Source organism: Phocaeicola coprocola (assembly GCF_041333015.1).
Taxonomy (GTDB): domain Bacteria; phylum Bacteroidota; class Bacteroidia; order Bacteroidales; family Bacteroidaceae; genus Phocaeicola; species Phocaeicola coprocola.
This window is the reverse complement of record NZ_JBGKGM010000002.1, coordinates 59,945-73,700: the sequence shown is the minus strand read 5'-3', so window position 1 is coordinate 73,700 and position 13,756 is coordinate 59,945. Positions and strand designations below refer to the sequence as shown.

General features: G+C 49.3%; 16 protein-coding genes, 1 tRNA gene and 1 pseudogene. 15 read left to right on the top strand and 3 right to left on the bottom strand.

Translation table 11 applies throughout. From position 1 onward, the window contains the following. Positions 1-44: 44 nt before the first annotated feature. From ACDG22_RS09475 to ACDG22_RS09405, 15 genes and pseudogenes are all read left to right on the top strand, one after another. Positions 45-117: transfer RNA gene (locus ACDG22_RS09475), tRNA-Lys, on the top strand. Positions 118-358: 241 nt separating this feature from the next. Further along, positions 359-1,591, top strand: coding sequence for a site-specific integrase (locus ACDG22_RS09470; protein WP_009127101.1), 1,233 nt, complete (start codon positions 359-361; stop codon positions 1,589-1,591). A 469-nt stretch (positions 1,592-2,060) separates the two neighbouring features. Next, a complete protein-coding gene (locus ACDG22_RS09465; protein WP_039969938.1) occupies positions 2,061-3,677 on the top strand; it encodes a hypothetical protein in 1,617 nt (538 codons plus the stop codon). Next, positions 3,646-4,629 carry a zinc-binding metallopeptidase family protein gene (locus ACDG22_RS09460; RefSeq protein WP_039969936.1) on the top strand — a complete coding sequence of 328 codons (984 nt, stop codon included), beginning with the start codon at positions 3,646-3,648 and terminating at the stop codon, positions 4,627-4,629. The genes ACDG22_RS09465 and ACDG22_RS09460 overlap by 32 nt, the downstream gene beginning before the upstream one ends. A gap of 115 nt (positions 4,630-4,744) precedes the next feature. Continuing rightward, a pseudogene (locus ACDG22_RS09455) lies at positions 4,745-5,272 on the top strand (hypothetical protein); the annotation flags it as partial. A 2-nt stretch (positions 5,273-5,274) separates the two neighbouring features. Beyond that, on the top strand, positions 5,275-6,183 hold the full coding sequence (locus tag ACDG22_RS09450) for a hypothetical protein (RefSeq protein WP_370858867.1): 909 nt from the start codon (positions 5,275-5,277) through the stop codon (positions 6,181-6,183). Beyond that, positions 6,183-6,338: a hypothetical protein gene (locus tag ACDG22_RS09445; protein WP_009127094.1), complete on the top strand. Its 156-nt coding sequence runs from the start codon at positions 6,183-6,185 to the stop codon at positions 6,336-6,338. Before ACDG22_RS09450 ends, ACDG22_RS09445 begins: the two co-directional genes overlap by 1 nt. 35 nt (positions 6,339-6,373) lie before the next feature. After that, positions 6,374-7,351 carry a hypothetical protein gene (locus ACDG22_RS09440; RefSeq protein WP_370858866.1) on the top strand — a complete coding sequence of 326 codons (978 nt, stop codon included), beginning with the start codon at positions 6,374-6,376 and terminating at the stop codon, positions 7,349-7,351. A gap of 38 nt (positions 7,352-7,389) precedes the next feature. Beyond that, entirely contained in the window at positions 7,390-7,680 is a 291-nt protein-coding gene (locus ACDG22_RS09435; protein ID WP_009127092.1) for a DUF4120 family protein, read from the top strand. Positions 7,681-7,784: 104 nt separating this feature from the next. Further along, positions 7,785-8,069, top strand: coding sequence for a hypothetical protein (locus ACDG22_RS09430; protein ID WP_039969964.1), 285 nt, complete (start codon positions 7,785-7,787; stop codon positions 8,067-8,069). Positions 8,070-8,079: 10 nt separating this feature from the next. Beyond that, on the top strand, positions 8,080-8,832 hold the full coding sequence (locus ACDG22_RS09425) for an N-6 DNA methylase (RefSeq protein ID WP_009127090.1): 753 nt from the start codon (positions 8,080-8,082) through the stop codon (positions 8,830-8,832). Positions 8,833-8,932: 100 nt separating this feature from the next. After that, positions 8,933-9,136 (top strand): helix-turn-helix transcriptional regulator, encoded by a 204-nt coding sequence (locus tag ACDG22_RS09420; RefSeq protein ID WP_009127089.1) that lies wholly within the window; start codon positions 8,933-8,935, stop codon positions 9,134-9,136. 52 nt (positions 9,137-9,188) lie between these two features. Further along, positions 9,189-10,526, top strand: a complete 1,338-nt coding sequence (locus tag ACDG22_RS09415; protein WP_009127088.1) for an AAA family ATPase — start codon at positions 9,189-9,191, stop codon at positions 10,524-10,526. Then, entirely contained in the window at positions 10,523-11,260 is a 738-nt protein-coding gene (locus tag ACDG22_RS09410; protein WP_009127087.1) for an HNH endonuclease, read from the top strand. Before ACDG22_RS09415 ends, ACDG22_RS09410 begins: the two co-directional genes overlap by 4 nt. Before the next feature lie 240 nt (positions 11,261-11,500). Continuing rightward, positions 11,501-11,848 carry a hypothetical protein gene (locus ACDG22_RS09405; RefSeq protein ID WP_039969963.1) on the top strand — a complete coding sequence of 116 codons (348 nt, stop codon included), beginning with the start codon at positions 11,501-11,503 and terminating at the stop codon, positions 11,846-11,848. A 45-nt stretch (positions 11,849-11,893) separates the two neighbouring features. Here ACDG22_RS09405 and ACDG22_RS09400 read toward each other — a convergent pair whose 3' ends face one another. The 3 genes from ACDG22_RS09400 to ACDG22_RS09390 are packed head-to-tail and all read right to left on the bottom strand — an operon-like array spanning position 11,894 to position 13,751. Beyond that, on the bottom strand, positions 11,894-12,373 hold the full coding sequence (locus ACDG22_RS09400; RefSeq protein ID WP_143722936.1) for a glycoside hydrolase family protein: 480 nt from the start codon (positions 12,371-12,373) through the stop codon (positions 11,894-11,896). Between the two features lie 23 nt (positions 12,374-12,396). Beyond that, positions 12,397-12,879: a DUF3872 domain-containing protein gene (locus ACDG22_RS09395; protein WP_370858868.1), complete on the bottom strand. Its 483-nt coding sequence runs from the start codon at positions 12,877-12,879 to the stop codon at positions 12,397-12,399. Positions 12,880-12,890: 11 nt separating this feature from the next. Beyond that, the gene (locus tag ACDG22_RS09390; RefSeq protein WP_009127082.1) at positions 12,891-13,751 is read right to left on the bottom strand and encodes a toprim domain-containing protein; all 861 of its coding nucleotides are present in this window, start codon (positions 13,749-13,751) and stop codon (positions 12,891-12,893) included. Between the last annotated feature and the right edge of the window lie 5 nt (positions 13,752-13,756).

The window sequence follows — 13,756 nt, the reverse complement described above, 5'->3', positions numbered from 1 at the left end:
CCTTTGCACTCGCAATCGGGAAATAACCGATGCGACAAAGGACTGATTCGCTAGCTCAGCAGGTAGAGCACAACACTTTTAATGTTGGGGTCCTGGGTTCGAGCCCCAGGCGGATCACTCAAACAAAAAGCAATTTAACGTAAACCGCTGATAATCAAACATTGTCAGCGGTTTTTCTTTTCTACAAAACGGCAAATTGAGGCACTTTACGGCATTTACGAGGTGGACGAAAAGGTGGACTTGATTTCCGGTCTAAAAAAGTCCACCTTTTTAGGTTCTATTTCATTGAATATCTGTATTTTGCATAAATCCAACTCGCGTTAAAAACAGTAATTTTACAACGTCAAAAACAAAGAGTATGGCCATGCAAAACAACTCATTTTCGGTGCTGTTCTTCATCAAGAAATCCAAGCTTCTAAAAAATGGAGAGGCACCCATCTGTATGCGTATTACAGTGAACAGCAAACGCGCTGAAGTACAAGTCAAACGGAGTGTGGAACCGGACAAATGGAACCACTTGAAAGGATGTGCTGTCGGAAAGGACAGGAAACACCAGGAAATCAACCTCTATCTTGAAACGGTTAGAAACAGGGTTTTCCAAATACACCGACAACTGGAGGCGGACGGCAAGCCCATTACTGCCGTAACCATCAAGAACATCTTCTATGGAGGGTATGACTCACCCAAAATGCTGATTGAAACATTCAATGAGCATAATCAGGAGTACCGGGAACTGATGGACAAGGAATATGCAAAAGGGACGGTACTGCGTTATGAACGGACGGTCCGTTACCTGGTGGAATTCATGCGCGAACAGTACAACTGCGCCGACATTCCTCTCAAATCCATCAATTATGAGTTCATCACCAAATTCGAACATTTCATCAAGACCCAAAAGGGATGTGCCCAAAATGCTACGGTCAAATACCTGAAGAACCTGAAAAAAATCACCAAGACCGCCATTCTGAAAAAGTGGATCAATGAAGACCCGTTTGCCGACATCCATTTCAAGCAGACCAAGACCAACCGGGACTTTCTGAATGAATCTGAACTTCGCCGCATTATTGCCAAAGACATCGACATCGAGCGTCTGCAAACCGTACGGGACATTTTCATCTTCTGTTCTTTCACCGGACTCGCCTTTACGGATGTAAAGCACCTGAAGGCTGAACACATCGTGCAGGCTGACGACGGACGTTGGTGGATCCGCAAGGCCAGGGAAAAAACGGACAACATGTGCGACATCCCCCTTCTGGATATCCCCCGACTGATTCTGGAAAAATACAAGTCGAGACCGGGCTACTCTGAAAGGGGATTCCTGCTGCCGGTCCCTTCCAACCAGCGCATGAACGGGTACCTGAAAGAAATAGCCGACATCTGTCACATCAAGAAGAAACTGTCCACACATATCGCACGCCATACATTCGCTTCCTTGGCCATAGCGAACAAGGTTTCATTGGAGTCCATTGCCAAGATGCTGGGGCATACGGATATACGTACCACCCGAATCTATGCAAAAATCATGAATTCCACTATCGCATTTGAAATGCAGACCTTACAGGACAAATTTGCATTGCCAACCCATCCATAACGGTAAAAACCACCCTCACCTCAACAACGGGAGTAGCCATCCAAGGTTATTCCCGTTTTTTTATTCCCTCAAACAGACAGCAGTTCTTCAAGTATCCATCCGCAGATATTCCTGATTCTTCCCTGCAAAGATAGCTTTTTGCCTTGTCGCAGGCAAGGCGGCCCTTGCGGGCTGGTTGGCAGGAAAAAATCATCCTCACTCCGTTCCGGTATTTTTTCCGCCAAGCCTTGCTTTGGACAAGGCAAAAAACAGGACGGGGCATGTAAGAAACAGGAATACCGCGCTCCAAGGAGCCGGTCATGTCAAATTTAATCCATCAAGAATCATGAAAAGATACCAGTCTTGGAAAGGTTTTCCGGAATACGTACCGGAAAGCGGATGTGCCTATACCGGCAGGGAAGAACAGGCGGACCGGTCAATTCCGCCATTTGGAAATAACCCAGTCATTAACGCCACAACCCTTTAGCCTATGTTGTACTATCGGTTTAGGAACTACGAAGAGTTTAAGGAAATTTTCGCAGTGGAAAAAAGAAGCAACGGCGCAGAGGTCAGAAAGAACAAGATCCTGCTCAGCCATCTGAAGAATGCAGCCCTGCTGAAATATTGCCGGGAAAGGAATGATTTCACCTTGCTTGACATCAAGGACATGGCTCAACTGCAGCAGTCTGTCACCGATGCCGTATGCAGTTCCGGCAAGCGAGATGATTCGCTTCCCCACAAGGTGGAGCTGATCGGATGCACCTACTGGTCCGGGCAGTTCCGCACGGATGAATCTCGCGGTATCTGTGAAGACGGTGACTACGGTTCCATCCGCTATGTCAATATGGAACGCAGCAGGGTGTTCAAGATGAAGTCGGCCAAGTTCCTGAGAGCCGTCATGCTGGAGACCTCCGTAGGAAAGGTCCTTTCCCCGAGTGTCGTGAACTGGCTGTGCGGGGACGTGTTCACCAAGCAGTGGTACACGTTCACCCTGGGCTGTACGTCCAATATGGAGCTGCATGTGGACAACAACTTCGAGGCCATCTATGACAGCTACCGGTGCAAGGGAGACTTCAACTCCTGCATGACGGACAAGGACAGACATTTCTTCTATCTGGACTCGGTGAAGGCCAAAGCGGCCTATCTCAAGGACGAGGAAGGAAAGATTGTAGCAAGGGCTGTCCTGTTCACCGAAGTGACCGACCAGGACAACAGACGGTGGAGGCTGCTGGAGCGCCAGTATACCACCGGTGAGGACGAGATGCTGAAATACATGCTGGTCAACAAGCTGATCCAGGAAAACCGCATCGACGGATACAAGATTGTGGGGGCGTCCTGCCATGAAGCGAACGCATTTGTCGGCATTGACGGAAGTTCGCTTTTTGACCGCCGGTTTGAGATAGACTGCGACCTGGGCATGGACAATACGCTTTCCTATCAGGATTCCTTCAAGTGGTACGACTACGATGAAAGGAAGGCCTACAACTACAAGCATTCGGAAGATGACTACCTGCTGGACACGACCGACCGGAATCTGAACGGCGATGACGACGAAAGCGACGAGGCATGGGATGAATACCACCAGCGCTACTGCACGGAAACCCGGGTCTGCTACATGCAGGGACGGGAAATCGAAGTGGATGTGGACGACCTGGAGGATTTCAACTACATATCCTCCTGCGGTGATTATTACCATCACGATGATACGGTCTGCTGTGACTGGTGCGAAGGCTACTGCCTGACAGACCACTCCGTCTACTCGGAAATCACCGAAGAATACTATTGCTGCGAACAATGCCGGGAGGATGCCGAAAGCAGCCACAAGGAAAACTACTGGCATTACTCCGAATATGACAAGGCCTGGTTTGAAGATGCGGACGAACTGACGGACATCCATATCTGGAACCCGCAGGAAGAAGATTACCGGTCCCAGACCATCCATGTGGATACCGTGGAAAGTCTGCTGGAGAACGGGCAGGCGGGCTGTTTCGAAGATGAATACTACGACCTGCTGGATCCGGAAACCGGCCTTCCACTGAATTATTCCGATGATACGAACGCTTATGAAGAAGAACATGAATACGCAACTGTTGAAGAAGCTGTATAGCATATACAGCCCGAGCGGAAAGGAACAGAAGATGGTCCGCTTCCTCTGTTCCTACATCAACGGGCTTCCCGGAGAAATCAGCCTGGAAAAGGACAGCTTCGGGAACCTGTATGTAACCAAGGGAAGCGGCGAGTCCTATCCCTGCCTGGTGAGCCATCTGGACCAGGTGTCCCATTGCAGGCATTCAAAGGACTTTAGGGCCGTCGAAGCCAAAGGCATCCTCTTCGGCTATTCCCCGTCAAAGCGGAGATTCGAGAACCTGGGGGCCGATGACAAGAACGGCATCTTCATCTGTCTGGAATGCCTGCGGAAATACGATGTCCTCAAGGTCGTGTTCTTCCGTGAGGAGGAAACCGGGTGCAGGGGCAGTTCCCGGGCATACATGCCGTTCTTTGACGACGTGCGGTTTGTCGTCCAGCCCGACCGGAAAGGGAATTCCGACCTGATTACAGCCATCAGCTTCACGGAGCTGTGTTCCGGAGAGTTCATCCGGGAGGCTGCTCCCGAAAGGTGGGGCTATGCGGAGAACAACGGGCTGATGACGGATGTCCTCACGCTGAAGGAGAACGGGCTGGAAGTGAGCTGTGCCAATGTCAGCTGCGGCTATTACAATGCCCATACGGATGAGGAAATCACCGTCAAGAAGGACCTGCAGAAATGTCTGGACTTCGTGGAGCATCTCATTGAGGACTGCACAGCCGTCTATGTCCATCAGGGGACGGATGCACTCTATGATTCCCTCTTCGAGTGCGAGGAGGAGATTCACGACATCCTGCACCGGCACCCGTCCCTGTCGCTGGAAGACCTCCGCAGCCTGTATTCCCCCTCTTTTCCGCGCCTGTCTGCAGAGGACTGGAGCCGGATCTACGAGGATTACCGGCTGGTATGGGACGATGTGCCGGATGACTCGGCTGACTACGGATTCCTGTCCTGCCATGAAACAGATGCATGAACGGACAAAAGGATATACAATCAAATCAAATACCGGTTCCACGGAACCGGAAGTTTCACCTAAAAATCAATGAGACATGAAAGAAAATGAAAGAATGAAGGATGTTTCCAATCTGGAAAAACATCAGGAAGAGTCATGGAACCGCTTGAAACGGGACATTTCCAGCAGCGCACACACCATCCATGAAATTGATGCAGGACGGGCCAGAGGGTACAGCCGTGCCCTGTTCGTCAGCAGCATCCTGAACAAGGTAAGCACCTATGCCGGCAAGGGTGAAGTGGAAATCGTGGAGAAGGCGGTGGACCTGGTCCGGGAGTACAATGCCCGCAGCAGCAAGCCGGTCATCACGGCACGCAACCGTTTTTTCCAACTGCCGGAAGTGGCCCGCCAGAACCGGCTGAAACTGAAAGAAATCCGGGAGAAAGAAAAACGGGAAGTGGCGTTTGAAGGGGGAACGCTGGTCTGGAACTACGAAGCCGACCGGCTGCAGATCCTCTTCGACAGCATTCCCAACGACGGGATGCGCAAGGAACTGAAGGCTTCCGGATTCAAGTGGTCTCCCAGGCAGCAGGCCTGGCAGCGCCAGCTGACGCAGAATGCGGTGCTTGCCGCCCAACGTGTGTTGAACCTCAACCCGCTGTAGCCATGGACAGCCGAACCCGATTCATTGCAGATTCCCGCTGTTTCAGCGGGGTCTGCCTGACAATCATGTCAGACGGACTGCACAGCGACAGTACCGGAGAAACGCTGGAAGAGCTGCGCATCCGGAAAGACAATCAGTTTATAACGGCCCTGTCATCCCGCCAGATGGAAAAGCGGATGCGCCTTTACCGGCAGGCACTGTGTGCCCCTTTCGAGGAAATCACGAAGAAGGAATATCTTGAACGGCTGAACGTGCTTCCACCGATACGGAAGCGGGAGGACTCCTTCTTCCTGTCCGAGCCCTATTACGGGGAACTGGCCGAATTCTGCTTTACACGGGAAAACCGGTTCTTCAAGGGAATCCGGTCCGTCTGCACACCGCAAGCCATATTGGACAAGGAAGTGGACCGGCACATGGAACTGATACGGCGGAAGGCTTTCCTCCTCAAAGGGAAGGATACACCGGTCGGTGATAACGACACGGACCTCTGGCATATGACACCTTATTCCTTTTCAGTGGACGGCAAAGCACCGGTTTTCCTGTGCAACCTTGTCTACCGGGATGACCGCCGGCAGGCAAGGACAGATATGACCCATACCCTGAAAAGCCTGCGGAACAGCCATTACCGGTACTGTTGGGGAAAAGGTCCCTATGAAACACCGGACTGCCTGATGGACCGTGCGTTCCAGGAAAATCTTACCCTCATTTCCGGCGGCTGCTTTTTCCAGTATCCCACCAACCGGGAATCCGCCACTTTCTTCGGGCAGGTCAAGGAGACCGGAGAAGAATTCCTTTTCCGTATCTACGACCGGGACTACTTCCTCTATCTGCTGAAGCGGCTGAGGACGGTCAAAAGAGAGAATTGCATGGAAAACATTTCCGATTCATCCACCTTAAAAGCTATCCTGTAATGAAAGAAGGAGACATTGTATTTCTGAAACGCCCCTACAGGGGATACCGTGCCGTTGAACTGATTGAGAGACTGCCTTACCGCTGGCTGGTACGGGTGGTCGAGAGCGGCCTGGAGCTGGAAGTATATGAAGATGAACTGACAGCCGAAAACTGAAAAACAAAATGGTATAACTTAAAATATCCAATCCTATGAACCCTATATCGCAAATTACGGAGTTTCTGCCCAGATATGTCTGCCTATTTTATGTGGATTACCGGGACAGTCTGGATGAACATGAAGATATTCAGGAGAAATGTCTCCGGTCCAACAGCCTGGAAAGTCTGTATGAAAAGAGTTTCGAATGGTATGAAAGCCAGGAACAGGAGAATCTGGAGGAATATATGGACGAGACACGCAGAAATATGGAGAAAGCGGGTCTGTCCGGATTGTTTAAAGAACACGAGGAACAGATCCGTGACCTCATCTATGAGCGGAATGATTCGAATCCGGCAAAGGACCTGATACGGAATTCCTGCGACACCAATCTGTTCTATTCCCTCGGAGTAGAAATAGACGGTTACAGCACAGGCTGCCCGGAACGGGGTGAATCGGTATCCATGGCATGCTACAAGGTACGGCGTGCACTCCGCCTTCCCAAAGGAAAATTTGACGGACCGGTTAAAGAACTCGTTGAAAACGCTTCATACGGCGGAGAACTACGGATTTACTTCAATGCCCGGTTTGACAGACTCATCAGTCCCGGAAAGAAGGAGGATTTCCAACGTATCCGCTTCGGCGGAAATGTGGTGGTGGCCATCGTTGACAGCCGCAACGGTTCAGGTTATCACGTACACATTCCCTTGGACATCACCCTGCCGTTCTGCCGGGAGAATCTGTTTGTGGATTCACAGGTACATTATTCCTATGCGGTTGAGATCTGCGGCATGAGCCACGACTGGTGCCAGGCCACCCGGTGGGAGACGGACATGCGGCCCTTCAACGGTTCCATCCGGAAAAGCCGGATGACCGGATACCAACAGCAGGAAGAGGCTTATGAAAGGACTTTCCGCAGCGGACGATGCACATTCGGAGATATGAACTACAAGCGTCACCGTGACGTACGCTACTCCAACAACTATCCGACCGGATGCCGCTGCCCTCATTGCGGCACATTCTGGATAGACTGAATATCAAACGATTCATTCACTTTTAAAATTCTATCATCATGAAAATCTGTTGTTCACAAGAACATTACGACAAGGTCGTACAGTATGCCAACTCCATCCAGGACCGGACATTGCAGAACTGCCTGGAACGTCTCCAGCAATGGGAAAAGAACGGACAAGGCTGTGAAATCGAACTTTATTATGACTCAGCCCCTTATTCGTTCGGATTCTGCGAACGGTATGCGGACGGAAAAATCGGCATTGTGGGCGGACTGCTGTATCACGGCAGCCCGGACCGGTCGTTTGCCGTAACCCTGGACCGTTTCCACGGATGGAGCATCCATACGTAAACCGCATCCGGATTGCGGCATGAGGCATACAGGAGAGGAACATCATCTCCACCTGTATGCCTCTTACCTTATATATATGTATCACCATTAAAATCATTTGTCTGATGAAACTGAACTATAACGAATGGCTGAAACTGGCTTTCTGGGAATACAACCGGTATCCGGATGAAGAACTGACGCGGGAGCTGTTTCAGGAAACCTTCGGTTCCGTGCCGGGTGCACACTACTACGAGAAATGGGTCCACTACTACGAAAAGAACCTGTTGGGCATGATAGCCTATTTCAGAGGAGAGGAGGACAAAGGACAGAAGTTCTGTGACATGGTCGCCCGGCAAGTGGAGCGGTATGTACAGAACCGGGAAGCATACACGGAAAACAATCACCTATAACAACAAGCATATGGCAAAATTTGAATTATCCAACGAAGTCAAGCCGCTCGACCGAATCATCAGCCGGTTGGCCGGAGAATGCGGCTACGAAGTCCAGCAGGTGTTCAATGACCTGCTGCGGTATATCATACACGGATTCTCACCGGGTGCTCCACCCCTGAAGGACTGGAAATACAAGCGGCAGCAGAATATGGCATTCCTGGAGATGACCCGGGAATGGGTCGGCATCATGCAACGGCAGACTGCCCTGTCCGGCTGGTTCGATGCATTCGGGGAGCTTCACATGGCCTACTGTTCAAAAAGCGGGCAGCAGTATCTCGGCCAGTTTTTCACCCCGGCTTCCATCTGCGAGCTGATGGTCCAATGTACAAGGACTGAGAAAGGCACTACGGGCAAACGCATCAGTGACCCGACCTGCGGAAGCGGAAGGCTGCTGCTGGCCTACCATGTACATTTTCCGGGCAATTACCTGGTCGGTGAAGACATCAGCCGGACCTGCTGCATGATGACCGTATGCAACATGCTGATTCACGGGTGTGTCGGTGAGGTCATCTGTCACGACAGCCTCATGCCGGACAAGTTTACGGACGGCTGGAAAGTCAATCCGACCCTGCAATTCAGCGGTCTGCCTTCCATCCGACGCATCAGCAAGGAAGAATATGCTGACAATCATACAGCGGACAACCAGATACGACACCTGTTGAATGCTGCAAAAGAACTGGAATATCTGGAAAAGAACCTGCCGCCTTCTTTATGGGACTGATGACCGCAGATATTCAAAACCGGATATCCAAAGAAAATTATGAATCAGGATGCAATGTAGAATAAATTATATAACTTTGCGCTGAAGTTTAATTTTGTATATGGATAAAGATAAAAATCTGAATAGGATCAAGGCTGTTTTGGCAGAAAAGCATGTTACCAGCAAATGGCTGGCAGAGCAGTTGGGAAAGTCAACCTGCACTGTCAGCAAATGGTGCTCGCAAAAAACGCAGCCGGATTTGCAGACCATCAATCAAATTTCCAAATTACTTGATGTAAAAAGAAGCGAACTTATTGTTGATTGAACCGTTTTGTTTAATATGGGACAATGGAATCGCATAAAAACATTCAAAGCATATGAGAATCAAAGAGGTCAATATAGTCAATTTCAAAGGTTTCCAGAACGAGACAGTCACTTTCAATGGAAACCTTACGGTTGTCATCGGAAACAACACGGCCGGTAAGACCACCTTGCTGAAAGCGCTTCAAGTGGGTTTGGGAGCTTATCTGCAGAGCCTGAAAACGCTTCCCGGTGGAACTTCCTATCGCCGCAATTTCAGTTCACTCGACAAATTCATGAGATTTGACCAGGAGCTGAGAGATTATGTTCCCAATACAGAGAAGCCCAGAATAACCATCCATGCCGATTTTCCGATAACCACATCTTCGGATGGGCATTGTCCTGAAGTGTCATTTATACCCATCCGTTGGTACAGGGAATATGCAGGCAATTACACCACACATACACGCGTTTCGGCAGGTGAACTGATTGATGCGGTTCACCATATGGAACATTTAAGGAATGAAGAGAAAGAGAACTCCATTTATCCGTTAGTCCTTTCCTTTGGAGCTAAAAGGACCAGTGATGCTCAGGCCAAAAGCAAGTCTACAGTCAAAGAAAGGGCATCCCGAATTGAAAAAGCCTACAAATTTGCCTTGCATGACAAAGTGGATTTCGAGGGAGCCATGGAGTGGTTGAAGCACTACGACAAGAATATCAAAGACAGGAAAGAATTTGAAGGCACAAGAGAGGCTTTTTTTGAAGCTTTGCAGCAGGCCATTCCAGCCTTGTCTGAGATAGATTTCGACAACGGAGAGATTGAAGCCGTGGTCAGCGTTACCGGACATACCCCATCCCGTCATCACTTTTCCTACATGAGTGACGGACTTCAGTCCATGATCAACATTGTCGCTGAAATCGCTCACCGCTGTATTGAACTGAACGGTTTTCTAGGACAGCATGCAATCAAGATGACTCCCGGAATTGTCATGATTGACGAAATAGACCTGTATTTGCACCCGCACTGGCAGAAACATGTCTTGCAGGATCTGACAAATGCCTTTCCCATGATACAGTTCATCGTATCCACGCATAGTCCTTTCATTGTTCAAAGTCTTCAGGAAGGACAACTTGTAAGCTTTGACCCAAATGTCCTGACCTCTGGAGAACCCTTCCGGGAGGGGCTGGAGGATATCACTTCAGAACGTATGGGATTGCAGCAAGATATCCGGAGCAGACGCTTCAATGAAATGGTGGAAGTTGCATCACGCTTGTTTGAAGCAACCGATAAGGGAAGTGCGGACAGAGATGAGCTAAAGGCTCGCCTTAACGAAATCGAAGCGGAATTCAGCGATGACCCGGCCTATCTTGCGCTGGTCAAGACGGAACTTAAAGCAAGGCAGAAACAATTATGAGACCTGTTGAGAAAAAACGACCCGGAGAACTGATCTGTTACACGGATTCGAACAACCAAAAGGTAGAACATCGGATAAAGGAACATTATCCTGATTATGGTGATGCCAAGTTCCCTTTGAGTGCCAACATCGGTGCTTTTTGTTCCTATTGCGAGGGATGTGAAAAAATCCCCACGCTGGATGTGGAACATCTTGCTGCTAAAAGTAAAGGTGGAGCTGAGACAGCATGGGATAATTTCCTGTTGTGCTGTAAAGTCTGCAACAGCAATAAAGGCACAAAAGTGGATGCCGATTGTCACTGGCCTCATTTGAACAATACTTATTATAGTCTTATCTATGATGAAACAGGGAGAGTTCATGTCAATGGCAATATGTCGGAACTGTCAAGGAAGAAAGCCCAGAATTTGTTGGATCTGATACAGCTTCAAAGATACCCTGGAACTGACAAGTCTCCTTCTCCGAAAGACTTCCGATGGAAATATCGCTTTGAAGCATGGAACAAGGCATCCAGATACAAAGAACTCTACCTGAAAGGTGCTATAGCAGAAGATGATGTAATAGACTATGCCCATTGTAACGGACAATGGTCCATCTGGTTTACCGTGTTCAAAGGTATAGACTCTATCAGACACCGGCTGATTACCGATTTTCCGGGTACCTGCGCGCATTGCTTTGATGCAAACAACCATTATGAGCCTATTGAAAGGAATCCTGGCTCTCCGGATCCAGTATGACAGCATCGAAACAGCCAATCTTTGACTTTGTATGAAATTCAAAAAGGTATGATGGATACAACAGACAAGCCCCTGACCAGCATAGATAACCTCATGGATGCCGAGTTCGGCAAAACCGGTACCCGGCAACGTGAAGCATTCCGTAAGGAAGCGTATGATTATTGTGTGAAGTCAAATTTGGAAAGAAAACAAAAGAAAATCAGAAACAGAATTCAGCAACAAAACAAAACCGTATGTATAATGAATGACTTACAGGAAAAAGCGAAGGTCGGTTTTTATTGCAACCGACCCTATGGAATACGGATTGATTATGCCCAAAAGGGATTTGTTCTTTTCAACCGTTATGCCAATACGCTTGGCAACAGAGAAACCGGCTCCATTGAAAAACTTCCCTTGGAGAGTTTTGAAGATGTCAATGAGATTCCTTTGAACGGCATATTTGTCCAAAACGGGAACCATACTACGGACGTCTATTTCTACTCGGAGGAATCTAATCCGTACAGAAACGCGACGTTGGATTTGGAGGCACTGAAACAATACAACCGGTTCATCTATCCCCTGTCCATCCTTCTGAACCGGACATTGTAAAGCGCCAGCCGTGAACTGCATGATGCTTCACGGCTGGCGCTACATTCAGGGTACGAACAACCGTTCGTATTCTTCTTTCCTTCTTCTTTCTATGGACGGAATCTTCTTTCCTTTGTAATGGCAATATTTCACAAAGTCTGCATAGATATCCCTGTTACCGGATTCCAGCTTTCTGATCAATGTACTTTTGGGCATCTTTCCATAGCCGAGAAGCCGGTATGGACCCACCTGATAAGCAAGGCAAGCTATAATCAATGAATCTTTTCCCAAATGGCGAAAGAGGGCACACAGTTCCTTCAGATCCTTTCTTAAAAGCTGTTCCCCTTCCTTTCTCGTCAAACGGGATGGAAACCGTTCGCCCGGACGGATACGATGACCAAATGCCACATAGGGATAATGTTCCGGACCATGCCAACTTTCGTATTTCATGATACATTCAACAGCCGATTCCCAAAGCGGATTGACCGCATTTCCCTGGGCATTCAATCCTCCTGCAAGGATAGTCAGAAAGAGTGCCCAAAGCATACTGCGTCGTTTAGTCTGTCTTGTCATGCACCTCCTTCTTTATCCGGCTGCGGACTTTCCGTGTCATCCTCAGACTCCCCATCGGCATGGTTGAAATCGAATTCCATCTCCACCCAATCTCCCCAGTTGTTCTCTACCACCACAACCAGATTCTGCGCTTCATTACACCGGGAAGTATAATACAGCCGGAATTTGGTATCTTCCAGCAGATAGCGGTCATTCGGTTTGAATACCGTCCCGTTCTCCAGTTTCAAGGAACCCGTTCCATCGTACTGAAAATACCGGATGGTATAGACTGTTCCGTCAAAATCCCCTTCACTCTTCACTTCACAGCGTATTTCCGCCGTTTCACCCTTGGCCAGCTGTTTGGGGACCGGCATGGTTTCCACCGTAAACGGGTACTGCTGCTGCACATCCAACTCCGAATCACAGGAGGAAACCGCCATCGCCAGTAATCCCATACACCACAAAACCAGCCAGCCGGCCATTCTTCTTTCGTTTTTCATACTTGTTGTCTTCATGTGTTTTCTTTCACTTTTATCAGATGTTCATTCAAATCCTTGCTTCCTTCATAGACTCCGGATCCGTCAGAAAGGCGGCTTCCGTATCGTTGGAGCAATTTGTTCAACGCTGACTGCCCGGCAGCATCCCTGTCCAAGTAGCACCGGATTTCCCGGTAGCTGTCCAGCAAGTCATACGACCTTTCCAGATTCGACACGGAGTTCAAGACCAGACAGTCTTCTTTCCCTGCCAGTCCCAGGACCAAGGCTGAAAGGAAATCCATCACTCCTTCAAACACGCAGCACTTGTCCTGCTTGTGATCTGAAAGAGGAACCAAGGACAGGTCCTTTGGAGAGATGCATCCCTTAAACCCGGGATTGCGTACCTCGTAGCCACCGCTCCGGTTGGCAAAGCCGATGGCAAAATACCGCTTTCCACGGATACTGTAGGATATTTCCCGGCAGTGCGTTTGGGCCAGAAACGGTGGTATTGCCCTTTTCTCCAAGTAATCCTTCAAGGCCGGATGGGACAGGCCGGCTACCTTCACCTGTTCGAAACAGGATGCCGATGGCTGCCGGGCGGACCTTGGCTGAGGAGCCAACGGCAAGTGTTCCGATTGACCCGAGAGAAAATCCACCTGCCTGCTGAAGTCCGTACTTCCCGTCAGTTCTCCGGCAAGGTGGAATATGTCACCACCTTTGCCGAGCCCAAAATCGAACCAAACATTCCGGTCTGTATTCACCTTGAACGAGGCAGTCCGCTCTTCCCGCAGCGGAGACCTGTACCATACATCCTGTCCTCTCCGGTAAGCGGGAGCAAACCCCAACCGGGTGAGCAGGTCGACCAAAGGCACCTGCCTGAGCTGTTCTATCTCCATCCTGC

Excerpts from the sequence above, each read along its gene's own strand:
- ACDG22_RS09470 (WP_009127101.1), top strand. The coding sequence starts at position 359 with ATGGCCATGCAAAACAACTCATTTTCGGTGCTGTTCTTCATCAAGAAA.
- ACDG22_RS09465 (WP_039969938.1), top strand. The coding sequence starts at position 2,061 with ATGTTGTACTATCGGTTTAGGAACTACGAAGAGTTTAAGGAAATTTTC.
- ACDG22_RS09460 (WP_039969936.1), top strand. The coding sequence starts at position 3,646 with ATGAATACGCAACTGTTGAAGAAGCTGTATAGCATATACAGCCCGAGC.
- ACDG22_RS09450 (WP_370858867.1), top strand. The coding sequence starts at position 5,275 with ATGGACAGCCGAACCCGATTCATTGCAGATTCCCGCTGTTTCAGCGGG.
- ACDG22_RS09445 (WP_009127094.1), top strand. The coding sequence starts at position 6,183 with ATGAAAGAAGGAGACATTGTATTTCTGAAACGCCCCTACAGGGGATAC.
- ACDG22_RS09440 (WP_370858866.1), top strand. The coding sequence starts at position 6,374 with ATGAACCCTATATCGCAAATTACGGAGTTTCTGCCCAGATATGTCTGC.
- ACDG22_RS09435 (WP_009127092.1), top strand. The coding sequence starts at position 7,390 with ATGAAAATCTGTTGTTCACAAGAACATTACGACAAGGTCGTACAGTAT.
- ACDG22_RS09430 (WP_039969964.1), top strand. The coding sequence starts at position 7,785 with ATGAAACTGAACTATAACGAATGGCTGAAACTGGCTTTCTGGGAATAC.
- ACDG22_RS09425 (WP_009127090.1), top strand. The coding sequence starts at position 8,080 with ATGGCAAAATTTGAATTATCCAACGAAGTCAAGCCGCTCGACCGAATC.
- ACDG22_RS09420 (WP_009127089.1), top strand. The coding sequence starts at position 8,933 with ATGGATAAAGATAAAAATCTGAATAGGATCAAGGCTGTTTTGGCAGAA.
- ACDG22_RS09415 (WP_009127088.1), top strand. The coding sequence starts at position 9,189 with ATGAGAATCAAAGAGGTCAATATAGTCAATTTCAAAGGTTTCCAGAAC.
- ACDG22_RS09410 (WP_009127087.1), top strand. The coding sequence starts at position 10,523 with ATGAGACCTGTTGAGAAAAAACGACCCGGAGAACTGATCTGTTACACG.
- ACDG22_RS09405 (WP_039969963.1), top strand. The coding sequence starts at position 11,501 with ATGAATGACTTACAGGAAAAAGCGAAGGTCGGTTTTTATTGCAACCGA.
- ACDG22_RS09400 (WP_143722936.1), bottom strand. The coding sequence starts at position 12,373 with ATGCTTTGGGCACTCTTTCTGACTATCCTTGCAGGAGGATTGAATGCC.
- ACDG22_RS09395 (WP_370858868.1), bottom strand. The coding sequence starts at position 12,879 with ATGAAAAACGAAAGAAGAATGGCCGGCTGGCTGGTTTTGTGGTGTATG.
- ACDG22_RS09390 (WP_009127082.1), bottom strand. The coding sequence starts at position 13,751 with ATGGAGATAGAACAGCTCAGGCAGGTGCCTTTGGTCGACCTGCTCACC.